10 protein-coding genes and 2 tRNA genes are annotated in these 11,511 nt (G+C 67.8%); 6 read left to right on the top strand and 6 right to left on the bottom strand.

What is annotated here, in order from left to right; genetic code table 11:
- Positions 1-26: 26 nt before the first annotated feature.
- Both RPIT_RS09000 and RPIT_RS08995 read right to left on the bottom strand, forming a co-directional pair.
- Positions 27-1,520, bottom strand: coding sequence for an IS1634 family transposase (locus RPIT_RS09000; protein WP_077342477.1), 1,494 nt, complete (start codon positions 1,518-1,520; stop codon positions 27-29).
- A 107-nt stretch (positions 1,521-1,627) separates the two neighbouring features.
- Complete coding sequence (locus RPIT_RS08995; protein ID WP_077344281.1) at positions 1,628-2,635, bottom strand: alpha/beta hydrolase; 1,008 nt, start codon at positions 2,633-2,635, stop codon at positions 1,628-1,630.
- Positions 2,636-2,672: 37 nt separating this feature from the next.
- Between RPIT_RS08995 and RPIT_RS08990 the strand changes: the two genes are divergently transcribed.
- A complete protein-coding gene (locus tag RPIT_RS08990; RefSeq protein WP_176789333.1) occupies positions 2,673-3,278 on the top strand; it encodes a hypothetical protein in 606 nt (201 codons plus the stop codon).
- On the opposite strand, the gene RPIT_RS08985 is transcribed toward RPIT_RS08990, so the two are convergent.
- A tRNA-His gene (locus RPIT_RS08985) sits at positions 3,271-3,346 on the bottom strand. The genes RPIT_RS08990 and RPIT_RS08985 overlap by 8 nt on opposite strands.
- A gap of 46 nt (positions 3,347-3,392) precedes the next feature.
- Positions 3,393-4,028: an oligoribonuclease gene (gene orn / locus RPIT_RS08980; RefSeq protein ID WP_077342475.1), complete on the bottom strand. Its 636-nt coding sequence runs from the start codon at positions 4,026-4,028 to the stop codon at positions 3,393-3,395.
- A gap of 28 nt (positions 4,029-4,056) precedes the next feature.
- Between orn and RPIT_RS08975 the strand changes: the two genes are divergently transcribed.
- Positions 4,057-4,129: transfer RNA gene (locus RPIT_RS08975), tRNA-Arg, on the top strand.
- 78 nt (positions 4,130-4,207) lie between these two features.
- Here the strand turns inward: RPIT_RS08975 and RPIT_RS08970 are convergent.
- The gene (locus tag RPIT_RS08970; protein WP_077342473.1) at positions 4,208-4,750 is read right to left on the bottom strand and encodes an NADPH-dependent FMN reductase; all 543 of its coding nucleotides are present in this window, start codon (positions 4,748-4,750) and stop codon (positions 4,208-4,210) included.
- Positions 4,751-4,800: 50 nt separating this feature from the next.
- On the opposite strand from RPIT_RS08970, the gene RPIT_RS08965 reads away from it, so the two are divergent.
- The gene (locus tag RPIT_RS08965; RefSeq protein WP_077342471.1) at positions 4,801-5,433 is read left to right on the top strand and encodes a hypothetical protein; all 633 of its coding nucleotides are present in this window, start codon (positions 4,801-4,803) and stop codon (positions 5,431-5,433) included.
- A 506-nt stretch (positions 5,434-5,939) separates the two neighbouring features.
- Here the strand turns inward: RPIT_RS08965 and RPIT_RS08960 are convergent.
- Entirely contained in the window at positions 5,940-6,536 is a 597-nt protein-coding gene (locus RPIT_RS08960; protein WP_077342469.1) for a 2'-5' RNA ligase family protein, read from the bottom strand.
- A 26-nt stretch (positions 6,537-6,562) separates the two neighbouring features.
- Between RPIT_RS08960 and RPIT_RS08955 the strand changes: the two genes are divergently transcribed.
- The 3 genes from RPIT_RS08955 to RPIT_RS08945 are packed head-to-tail and all read left to right on the top strand — an operon-like array spanning position 6,563 to position 11,420.
- Complete coding sequence (locus RPIT_RS08955) at positions 6,563-8,107, top strand: PrsW family intramembrane metalloprotease (RefSeq protein WP_077342467.1); 1,545 nt, start codon at positions 6,563-6,565, stop codon at positions 8,105-8,107.
- Positions 8,104-9,819 (top strand): GTPase family protein, encoded by a 1,716-nt coding sequence (locus RPIT_RS08950; RefSeq protein ID WP_077342465.1) that lies wholly within the window; start codon positions 8,104-8,106, stop codon positions 9,817-9,819. The genes RPIT_RS08955 and RPIT_RS08950 overlap by 4 nt, the downstream gene beginning before the upstream one ends.
- A complete protein-coding gene (locus RPIT_RS08945) occupies positions 9,819-11,420 on the top strand; it encodes a GTPase (RefSeq protein ID WP_077342463.1) in 1,602 nt (533 codons plus the stop codon). Before RPIT_RS08950 ends, RPIT_RS08945 begins: the two co-directional genes overlap by 1 nt.
- The last annotated feature ends 91 nt before the right edge of the window (positions 11,421-11,511 follow it).

Below are 11,511 nucleotides of genomic sequence, written 5' to 3'. Positions count from 1 at the left end.
CTGACTTTGATCATTTAGTGCGCAGGTCATCGGCCGTGGATGCGGTCGAGGATCTCGGTGAGGTCTGCGGGTAGGGGGTCGGCGGCGGTCACGAGGGTGTCGCCGGCTTGTATCTCGATGGTGCGGTAGCGGCGCAGGTTCTTGACCAGTTTCTTGATGCTCCAGCCGGTGCGGGCCTCGAGCCAGCGCGAGACAGCCAGCGAGGCGAACACGATGGTCAGGTGGGCCTCGATCGATTCGCGTTTGTGGTGGTAGATCGGTCTGGCTCTCAGGTCGGACTTCGACATCCTGAACGACTTCTCGACCTGCCAGAGCTGGTGGTAGGCGCCGATCACGAACTCCGGTGACGGAGATTCCAGGTTGGTGATGTATGCCTTCCAGCCGGCCAGGGTGCGGGTCTTGTGCTCCAGCTCCAGGTTCAGTTCCTTGGCGGCGCCGGTGAGCTTGATGAACCGGTTCCGTTTCACCGGCGCCCGCCCATCGATCGCGGCCTGTGCTTTGCGGACCTGCTCATCGATCCCGCGCAGGCTCCGGCGGGCCCGGTCGGCGCGGTACTGGTAGTAGATCACCTCGGGCTGCTGCGCCCCGGCAGGGCCGCGGGACCACTTCTGCCTCAGCACCATCGCGTCTTCTGGGTCCTTGCCGGGGTGGGCCTTCATCCAGGCCTCGAGCTTTGCCGGGATCTGTGGGATCGGCTGGCCGACGATGAACCGCAACCCGGCCCCCGCCAACGCCCGCAGGTTCCCATCTGAGAGCATCCCGGCATCAGCCACAACAGTGACCTCGGCGATGCGGTGGGCGGCCATGAACTCGGCAAGGACCGGGATCATGGTCTGGGTCTCGGCCTTGTTCCCCTCGAACGCGTGCACCATCAACGGCATCCCGTGAGAGTCTGTCAGGAGCCCGACAGTGATCTGAGGCTCCAACCTCCGCTCCTTGCTGAATCCAGGCTCGCGGAACCCGTCGCCCTCGTCGGTCTCGAAATACAGCGTGGTCACGTCGTAGAGGATGAGCGTGGCAGGGCCCAGCCCGACCAGGTCGGCGAACCCGGCCGCCAAGCCCCGGCGCCACGTGTCGGTGGCATACATCGGCAGCCTGCGGTTCATCGTGGGATAGGAAGCCGCTTGAATGCCGACCTCATCGAGGACCCGGATCGCCTCAAGCTTGCTCGTGGGCTCGATCACCCTGGCCAGCACCAGTTGCTTGAACACCTCATCGGCGCCCGAAGTCTTCTCCAACCCGACAGCCCGGAACGCAGCTGACAACGCCTCCCACAAGAACTCCGCCCTGGAAGAGCGGATCGGCAACGCTTGTCCGCGTGGGCGCCCGTCGCCAAAGTCGAGCTCGTCCTGTCCCGCGCTCATCCGTTGCCTGGCAGCGGCCTTCAACACCTCCACGTCCTCCGCAGTGTGGGCAGAGCCGATGTGGTCCATCTCCTTGGCGCCGCGCTTGTTCGACCACACCACCTGCACCGCGGTCGCGCCACTGGCCGTCTTCACGGTCCGCACGTAGGGAGACATGCCCCAAGGCTAGAACCACCACCCGATTAGTGCACACACCCACCAACAAACACCCTAGTCAACCCCAACACGAGGGGCAGAACTCGGCGAACTGATAAAAGTCAGGCCTACGACGTCGCAGGCTGCCGGCAGCGAGGTGTCTCCACCCGGGCAGTGAGCCATGTCCTCACGCATCGATGCCAGTGGTTGGCATGACTGTTCCATGGATTCGTGTGGTGAGCATCGAAGGCCTCTAGCGTCACGAGATCGGGCCGCTGGTCTCTGAGCGCTTGCGAGAGCCGGATCGGTACAGAGTCGTCTCGGGTGCCGTGGAGGTTCAGAGTCGGCGTGGTGAGGTCTGCGGCTCGTGCGGTCCAGTCGAAGGAGCGAAGGGGGATGCGGCCCGGCAACCCGAGGGCGCGCGCCAACGGGTGGAGGGTGAGGCACGGGATCGCGAGGTGCCCGGCTGCTGCGGGCAGTCCGCTGGGAACGCAGTTGGTCGTGATGACTTCGGTCAAGTTGAGGACTGGTGAGTCGAGGACGAGCGCGGCGATCATTCCCTGGTGTCGGGGATAGTCGGCGAGTTGGAGGGCGATCGCGGCACCCATTGACCAGCCGAAGATCACGACCTGTTGGGCTCCTCGTCGGACGGCGTATCCGATGGCCTCGTCAACGTCGGTCGTCTCGGTGTGGCCGAGGGTTGTTCGGCCGGTGCCGACTCGTGGCCCTTCTGCGGTGTTGCGGTAGCTGACGACCAGGGAGGTGTAGCCGAGTTCGGTCGCGACGCGGACGCCTCGGAGGGTGCCGGCGCGGGTGCTGCCGAGGCCGTGGATGTGGATCGCCCAGGTCGAGGGGTCGCCGTCGATGCGCCAGGCAGGGAATCGTCCTGCGGGGGTTGTGATGGTGATGTCGTGGGTGTGGAGTCCAGCATCGGCGGGGGTGGCGTAGTAGATGCCGCTCCATGAGGCACGGTCGCCGGCCTTCGGAGTGAAGCCCGATGTGGTGCCTGTGATCCTGCGGGCGACGCGAGTAGGTCTGCGATCGGTGATCTCTGCGGAGAGCTGTGCCCAGCGGTCGTGCTCGAACCAGAGGTTGTAGATGCCGTGCGCGGCGGTCTGGTCTGTGCGGTCGAGCACGATCAGGTCGTCGTTGCCGTCATGCTCGACTGCTCGGATGGTGAGGTTGAACGTGCGTGGGCCGACGGGTGCGGTGACGCAGGTCCAGATCGACTCCGAAACAACGCAGGCGCTCTCAGCGATGCTCCATGCCAGGTTCGACGAGATGATGTCCGAGGGAGCCGCCGAACTCGCCGACCTCGCGAACCGAAGAACTCAGCTCGAAGTCGAGCAGCACAAGCTGCTCCAAGCCCACTACGCCGGAGCCATCCCGCTCGACCTCCTCAAGCGGGAGCAGGACCGAATCACCGCGTCACTGGAGACCATCGAGCACCGGATCAGCGCGCACCACGGCCACTACGCCGACGCCCGGGCGAACCTCAATGACTCGCTGACGTTACTGTCGAACGCCGCCGACATCTACGAGCACGCCGACGACGCGAACCGTCGGCTACTCAATCAGGCATTGTTCAAGGCGATCTACGTCGACGAGGACAACGACGTGCGCGTCGGCTACCGGACCCCCTACGACGGACTCAGCATCCCCGGCCTCCAGGCCGACGCCCTGACCTGGGCCGCCGAGGCAAAGAAAGAGGGCCAGGTTGGAACCCCGACCAAGGGTGGCCCCTTAGTCGAAAGTTCAAACCTGACCCATCTGGGGTGAGTAACGGGACTTGAACCCGCGACATCCTGGACCACAACCAGGTGCTCTACCAGCTGAGCTATACCCACCATTGTCGTCGGCCGGGGCTGACGACTGAGCAACAATAGCGCACGGCTACTGGGGCTGTGAAATCGGGCCGGGGTCGGCGGTACCCGTCAATGACCCGCGGTGACGGGCCGCGATGGAGCGCAGTTCTGAACTCGACGGCGGGGTCGCGACGAAGAGGGCGTCGCGGTAGTACCGGAGCTCCTCGATCGACTCCTGGATGTCTGCCAGCGCCCGGTGGTTCCCCGCCTTCGCGGGGGCTGCGTAGAGCACCTTGGGCGCCCAGCGGCGCGCCAGCTCCTTGATCGACGAGACGTCGACGTTGCGGTAGTGCATCCACTGCTCGAGCTCGGGCATATCGCGGGCGAGGAACATGCGGTCGGTGCCGATGGTGTTGCCGGCCAGCGGCGCCTTGCGGGAGATGGGCACGTACTCGCGGATGTAGGCCAGCGCCTGCTCCTCGGCGTCCTGCAGAGTGGTGCCGGTGGCCAACTCGTCGAGGAGACCGGACTTGGTGTGCATGTCACGGACGAAGTCGCCCATCTGAGCCAGCTGTTCATCGCTCGGCCGAATGAGAATGTCGACGCCGTCGCCCAGGACGTTGAGGTCGCCGTCGGTGACCAGTACTGCCAGCTCGATCAGCGCGTCCGCGCCCAGATCGAGCCCTGTCATTTCACAGTCGATCCACACCAGGTTTTCGCTCACCCGCCCCACGGTACACTTTCCGCGAACGGCCCCAGTAGCTCAGGGGATAGAGCAACAGCCTTCTAATCTGTAGTGCGCAGGTTCGAATCCTGCCTGGGGCGCACGCAGACGCCGCCCCGGACCAGATGGTCCGAGGGCGGCGTCGAACTTCTCAGGGGTGCCCGGTGTCTGCCCGGGGATCAGGCGGCGGCGGAGGACTCCAACGCCTCGGCGAGCCGACGCGAGAGGTTACCGAGCTCTGCGGTGCGCTCGTCGGTGACGGTCAACTCGCCCTCGGTCGTCAGGTCCTCGCCGAAGACCAGGCCAACTGTGCCGACGACGTCGGCCTTCACGTTGGTGAGCTTGGTGGTGAGGGCTGCTGCGGAGCGCTGGCCGCCCCCGAAGCCGTAGCCGACGATGGCGGCAGGCTTGCCGTGCCATTCGGCGAACAGGAAGTCGATCGCGTTGAGGACTGGGGCCGGGGGAAAGCCGTTGTACTCCGCGTTAACGAAGGCCAGCGCGTCGGAGGAGTCGATCGCCGACTTCCAGCGGAGCGTGTGCGGCTTCTCGTAGATGCCGGTGCCCGCCATCTGATCCTCGTCGAGGAAGGGCAGTCCGATCTCGGCCAGATCGAGGACAGTGACCTCCCAATCCGCGCCCAGCAGCTCGGCCGCCCATGCGGTCACGGCGGGGGCGATCCGGGTGGGTCGGGTGGATGAGACGATGATGCTGAGCTTCTTCACACGTCCCAGTACACCAAGAAGTGATTGAACAGTCAACTAAGGAGTTGGGCATGCCCTCCACCCGCATCCGGCCGCTCCGCAGGGCAGCCGACGTCATCTCTGACGCCGTTCTGGTCCTGTGGTGCCTCCTCTGGGCCGGTGTCGCGTGGGCCCTCAAGTCGGTGGTCGACGCGCTCGCTGTGCCGGCTGAAGGAATTGGGAGGACGGCCGGCGACCTGGCCGGGCGAGTGGACGACGCCGCTGACCGCTTGGGCGACGTGGCGCTCGTCGGCGACGAGCTGGCGCGACCCTTCAGCCCCATCGCAGACGGGCTCAGGCAACTGAGCGCCCAGTCGGTTGAACAGGCAGAGGCGGTCTACCAGGCCGGGTGGCTGCTGTTCCTCGTCGTCTTCCTCATCCCGTCCCTCACTCTGGCGCTGTTGTACCTGCCGCGTCGCGTGCGCAGGGCGAAGGAGTCGGCCGCGGCGCGCCGCTACATCGACAGCGCGGCCGACCTCGACCTCTTCGCCCTCCGCGCCCTGGCGAACTCGCCGATGACGCAGCTCGCCGAGATCAGCCCCGACCCCGTCGCGGATTGGCGTTCGGGCGACCGGGCCGTCATCACCGCACTGGCGAACCTCGAACTGCGCCGCGTCGGGATCGGAACTCTCAACCTGGATCAACCGACGGGGTCCGGCCAGTAGGTGCGCTCGCGACATCGGGCTCGACACTGAATTCCCGACCGCGGGAAGCCACGAATCGCCAACGGTCCGGCCCGAACGCCAACCGAGATCCGGAAACGCCAACCGGCAAGAGCGAACGCCAAGCGCAAGTGGCAAACGCCAACCGGTAGGGCGAACGCCAACGCGTCGCTGACAAGGCCAACGGCTGGCTACAAACGCCAACTGACAAGGCTTAACGCCGACGATACTCAGCGACGCCCGCGATATCTCGGGGGCGTGGATGGGTTTTGCGGGCGTCGTCGGAATTCGGTTGGCGTTCGACGCGGTCGGTTGGCGTTTCGTCCAGCCCGTTGGCGTTCAGACCTGCCGGTTGGCGTTCGGGCCGGTCGGTTGGCGTTTCGTCCTGCCCGTTGGCGTTTCGTCCTGCCCGTTGGCGTCTCGGAGCCTGGCGTTGGCGTTCGGCGTCGTCGGTTGGCGTGGACCGCTGCCCGATGGCGTTGGAGGTTTCGAGTGGATGGCGAGCGCCGTCAGTGGGCCAGGGGCCAGTTGGCCAGCTCGACGAAGTCGAAGATGCCCATCTCCGGACGGACAGTCACCGACATCAGGTGCACCGTACCCACCCGGAACGTTCCGAGCGGCCCCACTCCAGCGAGCCGTTCCGCGACCCACTCGGAGTCCACCGGTCCGGTCGCGTAGGCCAGCGAGACGTGCGGGGCGTGGGGGGAGTCCGGCATCGTCCCACCGAAGGTGTCGAGGGCGGCGTCGCGGACTGCGTTCACGAGAAGATCCCAGCCCGGAGTGGGAGGGGCGACAACCTCGACGGCGGTCTCCTGCACCTGCGGAGCTCCCAACTCCACGTCGAACGCGGGAACGCGAACCAGCCTCTCGGTGAGGGCGGCGGCCAGACGGGAAAGCTCGCGCTGCCCGATGTCGTCGAACTGGGCCAACCGGTTGACGGTGAAGTGCAGCCAGGGCCGGGGCATGGTGGGAAGATCGGGGATCCCCTGCAGGTGGGACTGTGCCTCCACCAGCCTGTCGCCCAGAGCGGCATCGGGCACGACGTAGAGGTGGAGTGACCCGTCGTTGCGCTCCCAGGGCGTCATCGAATCAAAGAAGTTGCGCATAGGGATGAGGGTACGCTTACCGAATCATGAGTACCCTGCGCGTCGAGAATCGGCAGCGGTGGCTGAACGGACTGCCCGCTGCGACCCCCGACAGGCCCACCGGCCCGCCCTGGGTGCGCGACCCCTTCTTCTGGGCGGTCGTTGTCGTGGTGGCCGGGGCAATGGTGGCGGTCTGGTTCAACACCGAGCACCTCGGCCGCTGGTTCTTCTGGGCCGCGGCCGGGCTGGTGCTGGCGCTCGTTGTCTTCCTGCTCAGCCGCCGGGGCTGGGGTCGGCGGACGCTCCGGCACCCCATGTTCTGGGTCACCGCCGTCCTCCTGCCCCTGTACGCGTGGATGCTGTACGACCAGTACTGGATGCTCCATCCGCCGGAGACGTTCGACGACGGCACCTCCACGCTGGGCATCACCAACGAGGCGTTTGAACTCGCGGCCTTCTGGGCATCGTGGACTGCGCTCGCCTACGCGACGCTCTTCATCTGGCTGGACCGGTTCCGCGCGTCGTCGCCGCTGGTGTGGGTCCTCACGTTCCTGTGGGGGGCCTGCGCGTCCACGTGGATCTCGATCTACGTCAACTCCTGGGCGGGGCAGATGATGTCGACGACGCAGGCCGACGCCTTCGCCGGCTCGCGGGCGGCCGTCTTTTCAGCCCCCTTCATCGAGGAGCTCGCCAAGGCCAGCATCCTCGTGCTGCTGGTCATCCTCATGCGGCGCCGCATTGTCTCGAGGCTCAGCATGGTGGCGCTCGCCGGGCTCTCGGCAGTCGGCTTCGCGTTCACCGAGAACGTCATCTACTACGCGCGAGTGTGGATGCAGGCCACCAACGACATCTCGATCGCCGACCCCGAGGCGACGATGCTCGAGCTCGTCCGGCTCCGCGGCATCTACACGTCCTTCGGCCACCCGCTGTTCACGTTGTTCACCGCCTCGGGATTCATCATCGGGCTCTCTGCCCGGAGCAAGATCGTGCGGGTTCTGGCCCCGCTCGGCGGCTTCCTCCTTGCCTGCGCCGGGCACATGCTCTTCAACGGACTCGCCTCCACCAACGCCACCGAGAACCTCCGGCCCGCCTGGTTCCTCGCCCTGGCGCTGGTGGCGGTGATCATCATCTCCCTGGTGGTCAGCGTGGTCGGGAACGGCCAGCTGATCAGAGCGCGGCTCACCGACTTCCAGCGCGCCGGCTGGATGTCTGAGCGTGACGTCGAGGTCTTCGGTGGCCCGCTCCGGCGCGCCAAGCTGCTGTTGTATGCGCTCTTCCGCGGGCCGCGGACGTGGTGGCGAACGGCGGCGCTCGTGCGCCGGTACACAGAGCTCGCCTACCTGCGCGACGCCATGACCCGCGGCACCGTCGATGCGGCGGGGGACGCGCGGGCCCACGACATCATTGAGCAGATCCACCACCTCCGGCCCATCGCACTGACGGACACCCGGGGTCTGACGCTCATCCAGCCCCGCGCCCGGAAGCCTGAACCCCCGCCCCCGGCCGACACCGCCCCCGGACCGCTCACCTCTGACTACCTGCCGCCGCAGGCCCCCGGACCCGCAGGCGTTGGGGGAAACTGGCCCCGATGAACACGAAACTTGTCGACGCCTTCGAGGCTCTGGACGCCGCTCTCCCGGCGGCACAGTTCCCGTTGCCACTCGAGGGAGCAGAGAGCCTGCGTCACCTCGCGAGCTCGATGTCCAACCAGGTGCGCGACTACCTGCTGCCGCGCGCAACGCGTCTGGACGCCCCGCTCCTCGCCGTCGTCGGAGGGTCGACAGGGGCTGGAAAGTCGACCCTGGTCAACTCCCTGCTGCGCGCCCCCGTGACCCGGCCGGGAGTGTTGCGCCCGACCACGAAGTCGCCCGTACTCATCTGTCATCCCGACGACGAGGAGTGGTTCCGCTCCGACAAGGTGCTCCCGGGTCTCGTCCGAACGGACGCCCAGCTCCACGACTCGCGCGCCCTGAACATCGTGCCGTTCCCCAACCTGCCCGCCGGGCTCGCGCTGCTGGACGCCCCCGACATCGACTCGGTGGATGACGCCAACCGCACCCTCGCCCGACAGTTGCTGCTCGCGGCGGACCTCTGGGTCTTCGTGACGTCCGCCGCCCGCTACGCCGACGCCGTGCCCTGGGACTACCTCGCGGAGGCGGCCCAGCGCAACATCGTCGTCAGCGTAATCGTCAACCGCTGCCCGCCGGAGGCCATGGCCGAGATCGCCGCTCACCTGGCTGAGATGCTCGGCTCGCAGGGGCTCGAGCGCGCCAAGCTCTTCGCCGTGCCGGAGCGAACCCTGCCCGACGACGGAATGCTTCCGGTCGACGATGTCGAGGGCATCCGGCAGTGGCTCGCCCACCTCGCGGCCCAGTCGGAGACCCGCGCTCAGGTTGCCGTGCAGACGCTGGCCGGGTCGGTCCGTTCCCTGGACCCGCAGCTGCGTGAATTGATCGACGGCATCGCCCGCCAGGACCAGGCCGTGGACGAGCTGCGTGGCGAGGCCGTGGCGGCCTACCGTCAGGCAGCGGCGGACGTCATGATCGCGGCCGGCGACGGCACCATGATGCGAGGCGAAATCCTCAGCCGATGGCAGGACCTGGTCGGCACCGGCGAGTTCATGCGGTCGATCGAGGAGCGGATCGGCGCCGTCCGTGACCGGATCTCAGGTTGGTTCCGCGGGGAGCCGAAGATTGAGGCCATGGAGGTGGCCATCTCCGACAACCTCTCCGCCGTCCTGCAGGAGGCAGGCGCGGCCGCAGCCGAGCGCACCGCCGTGTCGTGGAGCCGTACCAGGTGGGGACGAGACATCGTCGCAGCCGATCCGAGCCTCGCGCGGCCCTCGCCGACGTTCAACGAGGACGCCAGCCAGGCGATCCGGGCCTGGCAGTCCGACGTGCTGCGCCTCGTCGAGGAGCAGGGGCGCGGAAAGCGGATGAAGGCCCGGTTCCTGGCCCTGGGGACCAACGTCGTCGGGGCGGCGCTGATCATCGTCGTGTTCACCATGACGGCAGGGCTCACGCTGGCCGAGGTCGGCATCGCAGGCGGCACCGCCGCGCTCGCCCAGCGGCTCCTGGAGGCCGTCTTCGGGGAGGACGCCGTCCGCAGACTGGCCGAACGCGCCAAGGCAGACCTTGAAGCGCGGGTGCAGGGCGTCCTGGCCGGGGAACTGTCCCGGTACGGCGTGCTGCTGGATGACCTGGCGGTCGACGAGGACGCCCCGCGACAACTCGAGAGTGCGGCAGCCGCGCTCCGCGCTGCGGCCAGGAACGCATTCGACGACCTCACCCGCCCGGAGCTCTGATGGCCACCGTTACGCAACAACTCGATGTGCTCCGCGACACCCTCGATCTCGTCGCGGGCCGGGTGCCAGCCGAGGACGAGGCCAGGGCACGGGGCGTGCTGACCCATGCATCGAAGCGACTCGCTGCAGGCCCCCAGACGGTCGTCGCGCTGGCCGGTGCGACGGGCTCAGGCAAGTCCAGCCTCTTCAACGCCATCAGTGGCACACAGCTGGCTCAGCAGGGCGCTCGTCGTCCCACCACCTCCACCTCACAGGCGGCGAGCTTCTCCGCCACCAACACCGATCTGCTCGACCTGCTCGGGGTCAAGCGACGCCACGAGGTGGCTCCGCCGCGCCCGGACATGGCGGAGCTCATTTTGCTGGATCTGCCCGACCACGACTCCACCGCGGCCTCGCACCGCGAGGAGGTGGACCGCATGATCACGGTGGTCGACCAGTTCGTCTGGGTGCTGGACCCGCAGAAATACGCCGACGCCGCCATCCACAAGCGCTACCTCCAGCCGCTCGCCCGGCATCGCGAGGTCATCACGGTGGTGCTCAACCAGGCCGACCGCCTCACCCCGACGCAGCTCTCTCAGGCGCTCGCGCACATCCGCCAACTCCTTGAGGCCGATGGGCTGGGCGACGTCCCGCTCCTGGCCACCAGCGCGCTGACGGGGCAGGGGGTCGACGACCTCCGCACGCGCCTCGGCGCTCTCGCGACGGCGAAGAAGGCGTCGTCGGCACGCCTGGCCGCCGACGTCGCCGTCGCCGCGAACGGCCTGGACGCAGCCGTCGGCCGTGGTCGCACGGGCAAAGCGAGTGGCGCGACGATCGACAGGCTGACCGCGCAGCTCGCCGCGTCCGCCGGTGTGCCGCTGGTGGCCGACGCCGTGCGTCGCTCGGTCAAGCACCGGGGGCAACTCGCCACGGGGTGGCCGGTCGTCAAATGGCTCGCGAAGTTGCGGCCCGACCCGCTCAAGCGCCTGAGGCTCGGAGCCGGGAAGGGCACCCCCCAACTGGAGGAGCCCGGCGTGCAGCGGAGCTCCCTGCCGTCGCGTTCGTCGTCGGCCGAGGCGCAGCTCTCCACCGGCCTTCGGATCCTGGCTGACGAACTGAGCACCGGAATGCCGCCGCTCTGGCAGGAGGCCGTCGGGCGCGCCGTGCACCGCTCCGATGAGACTCTCGCGGATTCGCTCGACCGCGCCGTCGTCGCAACCGACCTCAGAGTCAGCCGGACACCGGTGTGGTGGCAGCTCGTCCGGGGTGTTCAGTGGCTGCTGATCGCCGCCGTCGTGGTGGGGGTGCTGTGGCTGACCCTCAACGTCGTGCTGGGCTATTTCGGGCTCCCTCAGGTGGCCGTGTATCCCTTGGGTCCCGAGGAGGGCCTTCGCGTGCCGGTGCCGACGGCGCTGATCATCGGGGGAGTGGCGGTGGGTCTGCTGCTGTCTCTGCTGTCCCAGTTGTTCATCTCTGTCTCTGCCCGGCGCACGGCCCGCCGTGCGCGCAAGGCGTTGGAGGCGTCGGTGCGGGAGGTGGCGGAGCGCGAGGTGCTCGCCCCGGCGGAGGCCGAAGTGGCACGCTACGCCGCGGCACGCGAGCAGCTGGACAAGCTCACCTGAGTCGGGGATCCGCCAACCGCCCGACCCGAACGCCAACCGGTAGCCGGGCACGCCACCGGACAGCTCCCCGGGAGGGATCGCGAAAGCGGGA

The sequence above is a fragment of the Tessaracoccus flavus genome, assembly GCF_001997295.1.
GTDB lineage: Bacteria > Actinomycetota > Actinomycetes > Propionibacteriales > Propionibacteriaceae > Arachnia > Arachnia flava.
Note: the sequence above shows the minus strand (reverse complement) of the source record. Positions and strands in the feature narration are given on the sequence as shown.

What these genes read in the sequence shown, in the direction of transcription:
- RPIT_RS08990 (WP_176789333.1), top strand. Translation starts at nt 2,673, where the DNA reads ATGGTGAGGTTGAACGTGCGTGGGCCGACGGGTGCGGTGACGCAGGTC.
- RPIT_RS08960 (WP_077342469.1), bottom strand. Translation starts at nt 6,536, where the DNA reads ATGCGCAACTTCTTTGATTCGATGACGCCCTGGGAGCGCAACGACGGG.
- RPIT_RS09000 (WP_077342477.1), bottom strand. Translation starts at nt 1,520, where the DNA reads ATGTCTCCCTACGTGCGGACCGTGAAGACGGCCAGTGGCGCGACCGCG.
- RPIT_RS08955 (WP_077342467.1), top strand. Translation starts at nt 6,563, where the DNA reads ATGAGTACCCTGCGCGTCGAGAATCGGCAGCGGTGGCTGAACGGACTG.
- RPIT_RS08965 (WP_077342471.1), top strand. Translation starts at nt 4,801, where the DNA reads ATGCCCTCCACCCGCATCCGGCCGCTCCGCAGGGCAGCCGACGTCATC.
- RPIT_RS08950 (WP_077342465.1), top strand. Translation starts at nt 8,104, where the DNA reads ATGAACACGAAACTTGTCGACGCCTTCGAGGCTCTGGACGCCGCTCTC.
- RPIT_RS08945 (WP_077342463.1), top strand. Translation starts at nt 9,819, where the DNA reads ATGGCCACCGTTACGCAACAACTCGATGTGCTCCGCGACACCCTCGAT.